The 15,266-nt window shown below is 43.9% G+C and carries 15 protein-coding genes; 10 read left to right on the top strand and 5 right to left on the bottom strand.

Going from position 1 to position 15,266, the window contains the following annotated elements; genetic code table 11:
- Positions 1–22 precede the first annotated feature (22 nt).
- A complete protein-coding gene (gene asnB / locus UFB30_RS13645) occupies positions 23–1,858 on the top strand; it encodes an asparagine synthase (glutamine-hydrolyzing) (protein ID WP_322422248.1) in 1,836 nt (611 codons plus the stop codon).
- 291 nt (positions 1,859–2,149) lie between these two features.
- On the opposite strand, the gene UFB30_RS13640 is transcribed toward asnB, so the two are convergent.
- Positions 2,150–2,641: a GNAT family N-acetyltransferase gene (locus UFB30_RS13640; RefSeq protein WP_322422247.1), complete on the bottom strand. Its 492-nt coding sequence runs from the start codon at positions 2,639–2,641 to the stop codon at positions 2,150–2,152.
- Positions 2,642–2,765: 124 nt separating this feature from the next.
- Between UFB30_RS13640 and UFB30_RS13635 the strand changes: the two genes are divergently transcribed.
- The 3 genes from UFB30_RS13635 (at position 2,766) to UFB30_RS13625 (ending at position 5,493) form a co-directional block, all read left to right on the top strand.
- Positions 2,766–3,131, top strand: coding sequence for a VOC family protein (locus UFB30_RS13635; RefSeq protein WP_322422246.1), 366 nt, complete (start codon positions 2,766–2,768; stop codon positions 3,129–3,131).
- Between the two features lie 109 nt (positions 3,132–3,240).
- Positions 3,241–4,755 carry a UDP-N-acetylmuramoyl-L-alanyl-D-glutamate--2,6-diaminopimelate ligase gene (locus UFB30_RS13630; RefSeq protein WP_322422245.1) on the top strand — a complete coding sequence of 505 codons (1,515 nt, stop codon included), beginning with the start codon at positions 3,241–3,243 and terminating at the stop codon, positions 4,753–4,755.
- 108 nt (positions 4,756–4,863) lie between these two features.
- On the top strand, positions 4,864–5,493 hold the full coding sequence (locus tag UFB30_RS13625; protein ID WP_322422244.1) for an HAD family hydrolase: 630 nt from the start codon (positions 4,864–4,866) through the stop codon (positions 5,491–5,493).
- Between the two features lie 539 nt (positions 5,494–6,032).
- Here UFB30_RS13625 and UFB30_RS13620 read toward each other — a convergent pair.
- From UFB30_RS13620 to UFB30_RS13610, 3 genes are read right to left on the bottom strand one after another with little or no spacing between them, the layout of a single operon-like run.
- Positions 6,033–6,572, bottom strand: coding sequence for a M15 family metallopeptidase (locus tag UFB30_RS13620; protein ID WP_322422243.1), 540 nt, complete (start codon positions 6,570–6,572; stop codon positions 6,033–6,035).
- Positions 6,569–7,402, bottom strand: a complete 834-nt coding sequence (gene nei, locus UFB30_RS13615; RefSeq protein ID WP_322422242.1) for an endonuclease VIII — start codon at positions 7,400–7,402, stop codon at positions 6,569–6,571. The genes UFB30_RS13620 and nei overlap by 4 nt, the downstream gene beginning before the upstream one ends.
- A gap of 30 nt (positions 7,403–7,432) precedes the next feature.
- Positions 7,433–7,912 carry an RIP metalloprotease gene (locus UFB30_RS13610; protein ID WP_322422241.1) on the bottom strand — a complete coding sequence of 160 codons (480 nt, stop codon included), beginning with the start codon at positions 7,910–7,912 and terminating at the stop codon, positions 7,433–7,435.
- A 149-nt stretch (positions 7,913–8,061) separates the two neighbouring features.
- Here UFB30_RS13610 and UFB30_RS13605 point away from each other — a divergent pair, with 149 nt between their 5' ends.
- From UFB30_RS13605 to UFB30_RS13580, 6 genes are all read left to right on the top strand, one after another.
- Positions 8,062–8,988, top strand: a complete 927-nt coding sequence (locus UFB30_RS13605) for an AEC family transporter (protein ID WP_322422240.1) — start codon at positions 8,062–8,064, stop codon at positions 8,986–8,988.
- A 60-nt stretch (positions 8,989–9,048) separates the two neighbouring features.
- Complete coding sequence (locus UFB30_RS13600) at positions 9,049–10,077, top strand: lactonase family protein (protein WP_322422239.1); 1,029 nt, start codon at positions 9,049–9,051, stop codon at positions 10,075–10,077.
- A 392-nt stretch (positions 10,078–10,469) separates the two neighbouring features.
- Complete coding sequence (locus tag UFB30_RS13595) at positions 10,470–10,850, top strand: hypothetical protein (RefSeq protein WP_322422238.1); 381 nt, start codon at positions 10,470–10,472, stop codon at positions 10,848–10,850.
- A 499-nt stretch (positions 10,851–11,349) separates the two neighbouring features.
- The gene (locus tag UFB30_RS13590; RefSeq protein WP_322422237.1) at positions 11,350–12,285 is read left to right on the top strand and encodes a manganese-dependent inorganic pyrophosphatase; all 936 of its coding nucleotides are present in this window, start codon (positions 11,350–11,352) and stop codon (positions 12,283–12,285) included.
- A 343-nt stretch (positions 12,286–12,628) separates the two neighbouring features.
- Complete coding sequence (locus tag UFB30_RS13585; protein WP_322422236.1) at positions 12,629–13,291, top strand: uracil-DNA glycosylase; 663 nt, start codon at positions 12,629–12,631, stop codon at positions 13,289–13,291.
- A gap of 235 nt (positions 13,292–13,526) precedes the next feature.
- Positions 13,527–14,528, top strand: a complete 1,002-nt coding sequence (locus UFB30_RS13580) for a sodium:calcium antiporter (RefSeq protein WP_322422235.1) — start codon at positions 13,527–13,529, stop codon at positions 14,526–14,528.
- Positions 14,529–14,566: 38 nt separating this feature from the next.
- On the opposite strand, the gene UFB30_RS13575 is transcribed toward UFB30_RS13580, so the two are convergent.
- A complete protein-coding gene (locus UFB30_RS13575) occupies positions 14,567–15,244 on the bottom strand; it encodes an amino acid ABC transporter permease (protein ID WP_322422234.1) in 678 nt (225 codons plus the stop codon).
- Between the last annotated feature and the right edge of the window lie 22 nt (positions 15,245–15,266).

The raw sequence follows: 15,266 nt of genomic DNA, 5'->3' as shown, positions 1-15,266 counted from the left end.
TGGTGAAAGGCGGTGGCAGTATATGTGTGGAATTACTGGCTGGATCAGCTGGAAGCGTCCGCTGACAAGTGAATGGCAAACAATCGAAAAAATGGTCAGTACCCTTGATAAAAGGGGACCTGATGCTTTCGGTATTAAAGCAATGCATCACGCATTGTTTGGGCATACCCGCCTGACGGTAATAGATCCTGCAGGCGGCGCACAGCCAATGAATATCAGAACGGATTCGGGAGAGTATACGTTAGTTTACAATGGTGAGCTATACAATACAGATGAAATCAGAGATGAATTAAAAAAGAAGGGACATTTATTTATTTCAAGATCTGATACAGAGGTTGTGCTCCGTTCGTATATTGAATGGAGAGAGGAATGTCCGGAACGATTTAATGGAATATTTGCATTTGCGGTTTGGGATCACAAGCGTGAAGAGTGCTTTGGTGCACGTGACAGACTTGGGGTGAAGCCGTTTTTTTATGCAGAAAAAGAAGGAGAGCTGATTTTTGGCTCAGAGCTGAAGGCAATTCTGGCGCATCCTGATCAGCAGGCGCGTATCACGCGTGAGGGGCTGCAGGAATTATTAAGTATGGGGCCATCGCGCAAGCCGGGCAGTGGTGTCTTTAAAGGAATCGATGAGCTCAGACCTGCGCATGCCTTCAAATACACCAGATCCGGCTTGAAAAAGTGGCGGTACTGGAATGTGAAAAGCGCGAATCATCCGCACACTGAGCAGGAGACAGCCGTGTATCTGCGGGAGCTTTTTGAAGATACCGTCAGCAGGCAGCTGGTCTCGGATAAGCCGATCTGTACATTTTTATCAGGTGGTGTGGACTCAAGTGCGATCAGTGCTGCCGCGGCGATGCGTCTGAATGAAAAGCTTCATACGTGTTCAATTGGATATGAAGAAAATGACCTGCATTACCAGCCTGACCTTTTTAAGCCGAGTGACGATGGCCCGTGGATTCAGAAAATGTCCTCACACCTTTCTTCTATTCATCATGATCACATCATCTCTCAGGCTGAGCTTGCGTCCCGGCTGAAGGATGCAGTACGTGCCCGTGATCTTCCGGGAATGGCCGACATCGATTCATCATTATTATGGTTTTGTGAGCATATCAAAAAGGATTTCACCGTTGCGCTGAGCGGGGAATGTGCAGACGAGATCTTTGGCGGATATCCGTGGTTTCAGCAGGAGAAGCTTCTCACACAGGAGGGTTTCCCGTGGATTACTTCCGTCAAAGAAAGAGAGGCATTCATGCTGCCTGAATGGCACAAAAAGCTTGAGCTGAATCAATATCTTCTTGAGCAGAGCCGGGCAATCCGGGCGGAAACGCCTCAGCAGGATGGAGAACCGCCGTTGACACAAAAGCGCAGGGAAATGGCTTATCTGAATATGGTCAGCTTTATGACCACCCTTTTAGACCGCAAAGACCGCATGAGCATGGCAGCAGGCCTTGAAGTGCGCGTCCCATTTGCAGATCACAGAATCGTTGAATATGCGTGGAACATTCCATGGAGAACGAAGCAGCTTGGCGGCAAGGAAAAAGGCATTTTGCGAAAAGCGCTTGAGGGATTATTGCCTGATGAGGTGCTGTACCGCAAAAAAAGCCCTTATCCAAAAACGTACCATCCCGCTTATACAGAAGCCGTTAAGCAAATGCTGGGGAGCAGGATTGAAGAAAGCAGCTCTGTTCTGCCTGAACTGTTCGAGCGCGGGAAACTTGAGGAGCTGATCCGGACAGACGGCGCTTCATTCAAAGTCCCATGGTTCGGACAGCTGATGAAAGGACCACAGCTGATTGCGTATCTGGTACAGCTTGATGACTGGTTTGAGATGTATGGTGTCAAACTGGATTTATAAAGGTTAAAAAGCGGAGGCGCCGGGCTTCCGCTTTTTTAAACGGGCTGAGCCGGGTGGAGCCGCCCGTGCACAAATATGGCTGGAGATGATGGAATTCATCTGAAGGGTGATAGATTTACTTGAATTGGTGCAGGAATTCCCGCTGTCTGCCTTGAGATGGTGCGAATTCAATTAAGAAGTGTCGCAATCATCACAGGACCTGATAGATAAAACTTGAAAGGTGACCGAGTTAACGGCTGCATTCCCCGTCATAACAGCCGCACTGCTGCCGCTGCATGCAGCAAGCAACCTTCATTTTAAAATCAACTGATAAAAATGCACATCCTGCAACTCACCGAACTTAAAGCCAACCTCTTTAAAATTCCCTACAAATTCAAACCCGAATCGTTCGTGCAGACGGACACTGACTTCATTTCCCCCTGTGATCCCGCTGATGATCGTATGAAAACCGCGTGCTTTTGCATCCTCAATTAACACATTCATCATTTTTTTACCTAACCCATTGCCCTGAAAGCGGGGAGATAAATAGATGGAAAGTTCAACTGTATCTTTATAGGCTTCTTTATCGCGAAACGGGCTCAGACTTCCATAGCCGGCAACCTCTCCATCAATCTCTGCTGCAAAAAGTGGGTAGCGGCCCTGATAACGGCTGAACCAGTCTGTCCGCTGTTCAATCGTATGTGGATTTAAATCAAATGTCGCGACGGTTTCCAGTACCGCCTGGTTATAAATATCGTTCATCGCCGGAATATCGGCTTCACTTGCTTTTCTGATGACTGTCATAATACCCTCCGGAATATCACTTTTTTCTCTATCTTAAAACACTTCCCGGAAATTGAACAGATGTGCAGGAGAATCAGGTGTTTGTAAGGAAATGGGTATTAACACACTTTAAGGAGGAACCTGAATGAATCATCCAATTCAGCCTAAGATTGGCGCTACATTTATCCCGGTAAAAGACGTTGAAACAGCGAGAGACTGGTATTGCGGACTGCTAAACATTGAACCAACAGAAGAAATTGTAAATGGTCACCTGTATGTACTGAGGCTGCAGGATGGTCACAATCTTGTGCTGGATCAGAAGATATACAAAAAGCACCGGAAGCACCGTGCACCATTATTTCACTTTAATACTACTGACATTCAGGAGAGTTATGCGTATGTCCAGGACTTCGAAGCAGATAATATAGGTGAAGTTGAATTTGGGGAGTTTTTCACGTTTGAAGATCCTGATGGAAATGTACTGATGGTATGCGAGTGTGATAATGGATAAAAATTTTTACAGCTTGCGCATCCATTGAACTAAATATAAGCAAACATGCATTTTCTGTCGAATTTAGGGGAAAGGATAGGTATCAGAAAAAAGAGACAGGGGATGACACATGCTTATTCATTTAGACGAATTAGAGTTTATTACCGCTTATTATAACGATCCGGTGAAGCAGGTAAGTCATATTGCATATGATTCCAGGCAGGCAATAAAGGATAGTGTATTTATCTGTCTGCAGGGAGAAAACTCAGATGGTCACGATTATATAGAAGAAGCCATTACAAATGGTGCCACCGTTGTGATAGGAACGGACAAAGAGCAGATTGAAGAGGCTGCTTTACGACATCCGCACTGCTCGTTTGCAACAGTCGCAGATGACCGTGAAGTACTCGCTCAGTTTGCTATTTCCTTTTACGGGCAGCCTGACCGCAAAATCAGGACGATTGGTGTCACCGGTACAAATGGAAAAACAACGGTTGCTGCGTTTGTTAAATCATTGCTGACACAATGCGGAATCAGGACCGGTTCGATTGGTACAAACGGTATCTATTCTTCGCAGGAAGAAATTGTATACAAAAAAAGTACGCCAACGACGCCAGAAGCTTCAGATCTGCATGCCATTTTCAATGAGCTTGTTAAAAAGCAGGATGAAGCAGTCGTCATGGAGGTCTCCTCCATTGCCATTGATCAGAAAAGAGTAGCAGGAATCCAGTTTGATACAGCAATCCACACAAATATTTCAACTGAACATCTCGAATACCATAAAACATTTGCCCATTACAAAGAGGCGAAAATGAAGCTGTTTGATCAGGCGCATACAGCGGTTGTGAATATTGATGATGAAATGGGAAGAGAGCTGACAGCACGCTTCAAAGGCGATCTGATCACTTATAGCCTCGACCGCCATTCAGGAGCCGATCTGATTGCCGATAATTGTCATGTGTCTGAAGAAGGCACGATGTTTGAGCTGATTGTAGGCGGACAGTCTTATCTCGTTAATTCCTCTGTCTACGGCAACTACAACGTGCATAATCTGTTAAGCGCGATCGGCACAGCACTTCATCACGGCCTTGAATTGGATCAGGTAATTCCGGTATTGAAAAATATTGAGAATCCAAAAGGACGCTTTCAGGTAATTGAAGAGTATGGAGGAAGAAAAATTATTATTGACTATGCACATACGCCTGTTGCTTTAAACAGCCTGCTTGCCGAAGCTAAAAAGCTGCCGCACAATAAGCTGATCGCAATGATTGCGGGGATCGGCATTCGTGACTTTAATAAAATGCCGAAAATGGCAGAGACCGCAGAAGGACAGGCTGACCAAATTGTTGTAACGGTAGATCACCCGGGAGATCATGATCCGAAAAAAGTAGTAGATCAGGTCATGACCGGTTTTAAAAAGCCGTATGATCAGTCGATTTTAACTTCACTGACCAGAAAAGAAGGGGTCTTAAAAGCACTTTCCCAGTCTGAAGAAGGGGATTTGATTCTGCTGACAAGCGGCTGTATTAACGGCGCTCAAATCGTAAAGGGTGAATATATTCCTCACTCAGATGAAGACCTCATCAGAGATTACTTCAACCGGCTGGAAAAAACAAAAAGGCCCGGAATCGAGCAATGTAAATAAAAACATTAGTCAGAATCGGAAAGTATTGTGAACATTCACTCATTTTTTTCCTTCTTAGCAAAAGTATGCAATAATAATAAAAAATGCATCTAACAGGAGGACAAGAATGTGGCACTGATATTATTTGATCTTGATGGCACGATCATCGATTCAACTGACTATTTACTTCAGGCATTACATCTGGCAGTAGAAGATATGCCGCATATTCAGGAGCCGACCAAAGAAACACTGCAGGCTGCATATGGACTCACCGGTAATGACTTCTGGGCAAAGGTTGTACCGGACGCTTCTCCCCAGGAAATCACAATTATCAGAAGGCGGAGAAGCGAATTTCTTGATCAGCTGGTGAAAGGAAAAGACCTTCTATTTCCCGGCGTGAAAGAAACACTTCAGCAGCTGAAGCAGGATGGTCATACATTGTCGACCGCTTCAAACTGCGGAACGCATTACCTTGATATGATTCTGGATTCGCAGGATATCAGACAATATTTCTCAGAGCCGTTATGCCTCGGCACAATTTATGGTGAAAAGAAAAGTGAAGTACTGGCTGTGCATTTTGAAAAATTTGGCAAGTCAGAAGCGTATCTGGTAGGAGATCGTTATTCTGATATAGAAGCTGCAAAGGATCACGATATTCCTGTGATTTACTGTACATATGGATTTGGCACAGCTGAAGAAGCTGCTCGGGCAGATTATCAGATCGGCAGCATTGATGAAGTTCTTGCGATTGTGAGTTGAAAAAAAGCGGTAATTCCGATTGGTGGAATTACCGCTTTTTCTGTTTGATGGTTTTTGATGTTTGATGAAGGTGGCGATTGCAGGGGATTTGCTGACATGTGGCTCTGCGCCGGCTCGATCTGTTTGTGAGGCGGACTATGTCTAACTTTGAAATAGTCTGCTGCGTTCGTTTTTTGATGTGAGACTGGGCGATTATTTCGCTCACCTTTATGTTTTTATCTGACACCTTTTAGAATAATTACGTCATCTTTTTTATTAATTAAACGTTTGTCTGTAACCCATCGATATATCGCTCATCTTTGTAATTTTATCTATCACCTTTTAGATTAATTCACTCACCTTTTTAATTATTCAGACGCCGCCCGCTCCGCGTCTTATGCCTGTCGGCTGACCAAGCGCCTTCCGCTTTTCCACCATGTCCAGCTTCAGGCGCTAGCTCCTCGGGACATAAGCCACGCATCGGTAAACGGCAAGATCGCCCGTTTTCCGCTCCGCGTCTTATGCCTGTCGGAGCTGACCAAGCGCCTTCCGCTTTTCTTTTAATAAACAACCGGTCCTTCCTTCGGCCGTTCGCCACGCTTTAATTCGCGGATGGATAGACCAAATCGCATTTCGAAGTGGGGGTAATCCTTGAAGCCTCTGAAGTCGCCGCCCCAGGTAAAGCCCAGTTCTTTCGCGATGTCTACAACTTCCATCCAGTCAGATTCGCCATTTCCGTTTCCGTCATATTCCAGGTCCCAGATCACGTCATCCTCAGTCTGAAGTGCAAAGTCGATGGCGAGGCCGTAGTTATGATAAGACTCGCCGCCTTGTGCATAAGAGACGATGTTGCCTTCCCGGGTTCTGCCCTGTGCGTATATGTCATCCTGTTCTTCAAAGGATCTGAAGCCATCTGTAATAATGATTTGAATGTCCTGTTCAGACGCCATTTGAACTAATTCATCACTTTTTTCTTTTACAGTGGGATGTAGCCCCTGAGGTAAAGGGCGGCTGCGTAATTCCTCGCGATGTTCCAGCTCTTTATAGATCAGCCAGCCGCCGATCCCTGCAATCAATACGAATAAAATGAGTTTTTTCAATGTGTATCCTCAATCCTTTGACAGGTTGGACAGAAATAGAGCCGTCTTGAAGCGGCAACAATCTTTTCAATCGGGGTACCATCAATCCGGCAGGACTGCCCTGCGCGGTTGAACACCCAGTGTCTGTACTGAGGCCGTTTTTTTCCTTCAGCCTTCAGGCGGTTTGCAAGTTCAAGGTCATTCGTAATCCCGCCGGTTTCATAGGACTGTACCGACAGATCAATGATCGCTTCAGCCGCTGCTCTGTTCTGTTCGTCTGTACAGTCTTTTGGACGGAGTGATGGGTGAATCCCCGCTTTAAATAAGATTTCGCTCCGAAGATAATTACCGTTACCTGCAATAAATCCCTGATCGAGTAAAAGGGCTGTCCATCTTCTGCCGCTGAACTTTGTGCTGTTGATCCGTTCGATCAGCTGCTCAGCAGAAACCTTGTCATTTAATACGTCAGGGCCTGCTCTTTGAATAAATGGGTGCAGATGCACTTCCTCATCACGCATCACTTCTATATCTGATGAACTGTATAACAGTGCGGATTTCTTTTCATTATGCACAGCAAATCTGAGCTGTCGGTTCGTTTTTGGGTAGTTATAAGCATTTCTGATCACCCATTTGCCGTATAGCTGATTATGGCTGTATACCGTATAGCCATTTGAAAAACGGATGAGCATCGCTTTTCCGACGGTATCGACCTTTAATACGTCTGCTCCGGCAAAAAAATCTTCATAATCCTTCAGATGATCAAATGCAAAATGAACCTCCATGACTTTCCTGCCTGTTAACGCTTTTTCAACCTGATCGGCTGCGCGTCTGATTTCAGGACCTTCCGGCATACGCATCTTCCTTTATAAAAAGTTGTTTAGTTAATTCTCAAGCTGTAATTCCTCTCCATATCTCATAATACGGTAAGCGGCATAGCCATCACTGAATTTTCCGTTACCAAAGTTAACAGGCAACAGTGAAAAGGCAGCGAAGTATACAGAGAAATAAGAGTATTGATAAAAGAATATATCAGGGTCCAGTATATTCTGCATGATTAAAGCATTGATCAGCAAAATCGAACCGAAATTAAATATGACGCCCCCGAGATGAACAAGGGTATTTGTAAATCGATTGTTGTATTTCAGTGAAGTGTATTTACAAAAAGAATCAAGAAAGTAAATGCTGTGAATACTGATCCCGCCGAACTTAATCAGACATTTGCCTCTTCCTAACGCAAAATTGGAAGTACCGCCAAAAATTCTCGCGAAGAATGCATGACCCAGCTGATGAACAAGTGAGACAGTTGGAAACACAATCAGAAACGACCATAAAAAGGTCCATATATCTTTAATTTGAAACATATTAGCACCTCTAACATTATTTTTCATGTATTGTCTAGACATGTTTCCCGGGATATGATTCGCTAAACCTAATTAAACAGAATCAATTGGACATATGGGAAACAGTAGCGTACGATTGAAAAAATTAAATGTTAAAGGAAGATTAAGGAATGGACATCCAAACAGTTGTCTCCACAATCATCGTGATGGGGCTCATGATCGCAACAGGCTCGTTATTTGCGCTTAAAGTCAATGTCACGAGTGAAGTGAAATCAGTACTCATACTATTAATTTTAAATATTGCGGTTCCAGCTGTCATCTTAAATGGTGTTTTCAGTGTGGACCTGACTGGTGATGCATTAGCGGAAGCAGGATTAATTTTTGGGATCTCAATCATCTACCATATTGGTGCACTTGTTTTTGTTAAAATCCTGACAGTTTTATTAAAAATCCGTTCAATGTTCGGGAAGAAAATGATGATCCTTGGTGCTTTAGGTAATACAGGGTTTCTCGGGATTCCGCTTGCAGCAACAATCTTTGGTCCGGCAGGCGGATTCCTCGCAGCTATTTTTGATGCGGGTTTAAGTCTTACTGTGTATACGGTGGTCATTTATTTGCTGCAGGCAGAAGGAAAGTTTCATATCAGACAATTGAAGGCTGTCATTAATATGCCGGTACTTTCTATTGTGATTGGAATGATCGTCGCACTCAGCGGATTCAAGCCGCCGGGCATGATGGTACAGTTTGTTGAAATGCTTGCAGCACTTGCAGCCCCAATGGCCATGCTTTATGTTGGGATGCTGCTGCCGCCACTGGTGAAAAGGGGAAAGAAAGTACTTTTTCCGATGCTCTGGTTTCCGGTTACCGTCAGACTGCTTGTCATTCCGCTGATCGTTATGTTCATCTTATCCCTGTTTTCATTTACAGGATGGACAGCACAATTAATTGTCCTCCAGACAGCGATGCCGGCAGCAATGATTACAGCGGTTCTGTTTTCAAAATTTACATCTGAGGAGGAAACAGCGATTGTCACCATTTTCGCTTCAACATTGCTCAGTCTGGTAACAATTCCATTTATCGCATGGCTCTTAATTTGATTTTTCGGTTTCTCTCATTGAAAATAAGGAAAGATACTATTATGGAGAGGAGCGATTCAGATGACAAAATATAAAGGTTTTATTGGTACATATACCAAAAAGTCTAGTAAGGGTGTTTATGAAATTGAGCTTGATACATCAAAAGAAGAACTGACGGTAAAAGGGGTGGCAGCAGAAGGAAAGAGCCCTACTTACGTTAACATGGATGAAGGTGAGACGTATCTTTATACTGTTGCGCCAGGCGGAATGGCTTCATACAAAATCGGGGAGTCATTAACTTTCCTCGCACATGTAGATGAAAAGGATGGATCGCCTTGTCACGTCAGCGTGAGTCCTGACGGTGAATATGCTGCATCTGCTACTTATCTTGATGGTACAATCGCACTTTACAGCCGGGACAAAGAGACAGGTAAAGTAACTGAACAGCTATCTGTAATTAAACATGAAGGCGGCGGACCTCATGAACGGCAGGACGCAGCCCATGCGCATTTCAGCGGATTCACGCCGGATGGTAAATATCTTGTAGCAGTTGACCTGGGAACAGATGAAATTATTTCTTACAACTACCAGAGCGGTGAGTTAAAGCAGGCATCTGTATTTAATGCAGAGCCGGGAGCGGGGCCGAGACACCTGACATTTCACCCGGAAAAGCCGCTTGCTTATGTAATGACTGAACTGAGTAATGAAGTGCTCGTGCTTGCGTATGACAGTTCAACGGGTGCCTTCAGACAGCTCCAGGCAATTCCTGCGATCCCTGGTGACTTTACTGAAAACAGTCAGGGAAGTGCTATTCACATTTCAGCGGACGGACGTTTCGTCTATGCCGGCAACAGAGGCCATAATTCGATTGCAGTGTTTGCAGCGGACGAAGATAATGGTGAACTGACACATATTGAATACGTCGAAACAGAAGGGAACTGGCCGAGGGATTTTGCACTCGATCCATCTGAATCCTTCATTGTGGCATCTAACCAGGAAAGTGACACGCTTGTTTTATTTAAACGTGATAAAGAAACAGGCCGCCTGACATCCACAGGTGTAAAAGTGGAAGTCCCTGAGCCGGTTTGTGTGAAGTTTTCAACAAAATAAAAAGACCAGTTTTTTGATGTAAGAAAAGCTGCAGCTGAACGTGAGCTGCAGCTTTATTTTATGTTATAAAAGGTGTTTTATTTTGGAATGAAGATTTAAATAAAGTAGTTCTTTCTATATAATATGTCTAAAATTAGATGACAAATTGTAAATTTATTCGCCACGCGAAGAAAAAGATTGAAAAGTTCAAAAAAAAATATATATAATAAAATCCTATTAGAATAAGGAATCCTGACAATTCTGGAGTATGTGGATAAAATTTCTAATTGACAAAACCAGTGGTCTATCCATTATACTGAAAAAGTCCTCTGTACTTTTCATTTTATTGGTAATGAATTGGGCTGAGTGGAAAAATATACATATAGAACAAGAGAGAGAGGGTCTGCAAAAGAATGAGGATTACGATTGACCTTAAAGTAGTGCATGTAAAACCCCGGGTTAAGTCACATCTATCTAACGTAGTTCATTTCATTGATTCTGCAAATAACCGTTTTATCTGGACGACTGCTGTCGATAAAGGACTGACAGAAGGTGAAATGGTAAAAGCGCAAATCAGCGTAAATGAAGAATTATATGATGAAGACGGAAAATATGTCAGAATCAGCCACGTAGCAATATTAGAGAGCATTTCTGAACTTAGCGCAACCACTTACACCAAGAAACCATTCAGCATCATGGACCGTCCTGCTAGAAAAGAGGAAAAGAAACAGGTACCAGATCAGGAGCTGCTAAATAATATCGAGAAGACACTTGAGCTGCTACGGAAGAAATAACGGCTATTTTTTTGCTGTTACATTTAGTTACTCGAAAGAAAAGGGCGCCAGCCAGTGCGCTCTTTTTTGCGTTGTGTGGGGGTTTGAGACGGATGGGTGAAGGGCCCCTTGGCAGTGGTGCCGTCCGTCGTCCGAAAAAGTGAAAAGATGGTGGAATAAAGGCGAAAGGTGAAAGAAATAATCGCATAGCTGATCGAAATATCCACTCAATCCGGACAAATAGCTGAATTAATTAAAAGGTGACGTAATAAAGCCAATTGGTGAGAGATAAACCAGAAAAGGTGATGTAAAAACCCCGGCGCCACCAGCCGGACACACCACATCGTTTTCCTGCCCGTGCCCGGCATTAGCATCCGTCTGCAGAGACCACATCTCCCCGCAGTGAAAGGCTGCAGTCGTGATATTTACACTCCCGGTTTTGAATAACACTTCAATCCTTGAAGTAAAATTGGTAGAATAGAAGAGACGTTTTAAATTACTCGAATAAAGGAGTTATCTTATGACTAAAGCATTGGTTTTTGGACACAAAAGTCCTGATACAGATACAATTACAGCAGCAATTGCCTACGCGCATTTAAAAAATGAAATCGGTATGGAAGCTGAAGCAGTCCGTCTTGGCGAAATCAACGGAGAAACAGCTTATGCACTTGAACAGTTCAATGCAGAAGCACCCCGTTTAATTGAAAAGGTGGCAGGTGAAACTGACCGTGTGATTCTGGTTGATCATAACGAGCGTCAGCAAAGTGTTGACGATCTTGATGAAGTAAAGGTTATCGAAGTCATTGACCATCACAGAATCGCTAACTTTGAAACAAGCGACCCTGTTTATTTTCGTGCTGAGCCTGTTGGCTGTACAGCGACGATTTTACTTAAGCTTTATAAAGAGCACGGCGTGGAGATTCCGAAGAATATTGCCGGCTTGATGCTATCTGCCATTATTTCAGATTCTCTTCTGTTCAAGTCACCAACCTGCACAGAAGAAGATGTGAAAGCAGCAAAAGAGCTTGAAGAAATTGCAGGTGTGAACGCTGAAGAGTATGGTCTTGAAATGCTGAAAGCCGGAGCGGACCTGAGCGGTAAAACAGCAGAAGAGCTTATTGCACTCGATGCAAAAGTATTTGAAATGGGCGGTCAGCACGTGAAGATCGCACAGGTAAATGCAGTAGATCCACAGGATATCCTGATCCGTCAGGAAGAAATCGAAAAAGCGGTTGAAGCAGCGATCGAAGAAGAAAAACTGGCGCTATTTACAGTCGCAGTAACTGACATTCTAAACAGTAATTCGACAATCATCGTAAAAGGTTCACACGTTTCACTTGCTGAAAAAGCATTCAACGTAACCCTTTCAAACCATACAGCACTGCTTGAAGGTGTCGTATCACGTAAAAAACAAATCGTTCCTGTACTGACAGAGACATTTAACGAAGAAGCATAAGATGATTGAAGAAGCCTGGGAGATCATTTTCTCAGGCTTTTTTTTACGTTTCGCTGTATTGAGAGTTAATCATAATAAAAAATAGTTTTATTCATAGACCTTTAACAGTCTTTTAAGTTTTAAAGCTATCTGAGCTGTCTATTGGAGTGAGGGGCGGAGACTCCTGCACCGGGGAAGGGCAGAAGAGACCCCGGAAATGCGGAGCATTGAGGAGGCTTGCCGCCCGGGTGCGGAAAGCGCAGCCCCTCACGGAAATAGGCAGCGTTTAGAGTAGGGACTCTTTTACAGCCTTTGTTTTGAATAGAAACATTTCAGGGAATGAAAAAGCATGGAGGTGCTTTTTATGAGAATTCCTGAATCACTCGCACAACAGGGGAAAGAGCGGATCAAAGATTACCCCGTAGAAGGTTTCGTATATGGAGAAGGGCCCGACAATCCCGTCATCATGCTCGTCGGTGAAGCGCCGGGAGAAACTGAAATACATAACGGCATCCCATTTAGCGGAAGAGCCGGGAAAGAACTGATGCAGTCGCTTGATTTCCTCGGCCTGACAAGAGACGATGTCTATATCACAAGTGCCGTCAGAAGCCGTCCGTATAAATGGGGTCAAAAGAAAGACCGCAGCAGCGGGGAAATGATTGACAGAAAATATAATCGTGCACCGACTGCCGGTGAAATAAAAGCGCATGCACCCATACTGGATTACGAAGTGAAAAACGTAAATGCGCCGCTCATTGTGACGCTCGGTAATATTGGACTCCAGCGGCTTGCCGGAAAAGATAAAAAGGTGTCACAGGTTCATGGTCAGCTATTGAAGCAGCCGGTCCAGTTTTTAGAAAGCCCGGAGGACAGCACTTTTAAATGGACTGAAGAGACCTATGAGATCTTTCCGACTTTTCATCCTGCCGCTATCTTTTATAATCGCAGTCTGGAAGAGAAGCTGAAAGAAGATCTGGAGAAGCTGAAAAAACTGATAGATGATCGGGGATTAAAACAAAAGAATTAGCTTAATAGGTTTCAAAGCACGCAGGCTATGGTATATTAGTAGAAACGAATAAGTCCCTAAAAAGGGGAGTAGCGACCTTCACGGGTCAATGAATCGTCATTACGGCAGAATTTCTGCTCGGTTCATTGAGCTCTGTCACACACAGAGTACGCAAGACCTTTTTATGAGTTCTCAAGTAAAATGAGCGCTCATAAAAGGGTCTTTTTTCGTTAACAGTATTTGAGGAGGAATTTCATTGGTTTTTGTATGGTTTTTATTAGCTGCTGTTGTAACTGTTTACGCAGCGATTAAATTATCCACATATGCAGATGTCATCAGTACGAAGACAGCGATGGGCGGCATGCTTGTCGGAACGCTGCTATTAGCTGGTGCCACATCTTTACCGGAAGTAACAACGAGTTTATCAGCTGTTGTGATTGATAATCCGGATATTGCAATTGGAAATATGCTGGGGTCAAACCTGTTCAACTTATTTATTATCGCTGGTTTTGATTTGTTTTTCCGTAAGAAGCGTCTGTTTTTAGATGCGAGTAACAGTCATTTATATACAGCGGGTCTCGGTCTGCTGCTAACTGTCTTAACGCTGATTGCACTTTACCTGAGAATAGATACGACGTTCTTAGGAATTGGTCTTGATGCATTCATTATTGCAGGGGCTTATATCATCGGGATGATTATTATCAGTAAGATTCCTGACAACTCTGGAGGGGTGGAGCCGTCAATTCCGCGTGAAGAGGATAAAGAGGTAGCGGCAAGCTTTTCAATGAGTGTCAAGCATGCTGTCATCGGATTTATCATTGCTGCACTGGTCATTATGGGAGCAGGTACAGTGCTGTCGATTATGGGTGATGAGATTGCTGTTGTTACAGGGCTTGGTTCAAGCTTTGTCGGGAGCTTTTTGATCGCGGCGACAACGTCACTGCCTGAAGCAGTTGCTGTGTTTGTCGCACTGCGTCTGAAGAATGTGAACCTGGCACTGGGATCGATTCTCGGAAGTAACATCTTTAACATGCTGATTATCGCAGGATCTGATGTATTTTACCGCGGCGGATCAATTCTGTCAGCTGTATCGGATTCGCACATTTTCACTGCCATCGGTGTGACGATTCTGTCGATCATTGTGATGTTCTCAGTCGTTAAAAAGAAGGCAAGTTCTACGTTTACGTATGTGTTGCCTTCACTGTTAATTGTAATTGGGTACTTTGTTGTATCTTATCTGATTTTTACCGGATCATAAAAAAATGCTCGCCGGATTAATTGTCCGGCGAGCGTTTTCTATAGATACTCTTCATAACGTTTTTCGAGATAATTCTGGAATACAGTCATCAGTGAGCAGATTCCCCAATAGATCAGCGCAACCACAATGTACATGGTCATAAAATCGAATTCCCGGCCGCCAACGATACGCGCACGCTGAAAAATATCAGGCACCGTAATAATCGCAGCAAGAGAAGTCGCTTTGATAATATCAACATATACATTACCAAGAGGCGGTATGGCAATTCTGACTGACTGTGGAAGTACCACGCCATACATTGTCTGCCAATAAGTAAGCCCTAAAGCTTTAGAGGACTCCCACTGCCCTTTATCCACCGAAGACAGCGATGATCTGATAATTTCAGCAATGTAGGCTGCACTGTTAATACTAAAAGCAATTAACGCAGCATTGACCGCTGGAATCTGCACACCAATCACTGGCATACCAAAATACAAAAGAAATAAAATAACAAGAATCGGCACGCCCCGCATAAAGGAAATGTAAGTACGTGCAGGCCAGCTCAGAATGCCGAATTTTGACGTTCTGGCAAGTGCGATAAAAAAGCCGAGAACAAGACCGGCCGCCATACTGACAATGGAAATCAGCAGCGTATAACCAATCCCCGACATTACAAAGGGAAGAGACTCCCAGGCAAGTTCAGGGTTAAATAATAAATCCCAGCGGATTCCGTCCACAGCGACCGCTCCTTTCTATCAA

Origin of the sequence: Jeotgalibacillus haloalkalitolerans (genome assembly GCF_034427455.1) — a bacterium.
GTDB classification, from domain to species: Bacteria; Bacillota; Bacilli; order Bacillales; family Jeotgalibacillaceae; genus Jeotgalibacillus; species Jeotgalibacillus haloalkalitolerans.
This window is presented reverse-complemented; position numbering and strand designations above follow the sequence as displayed.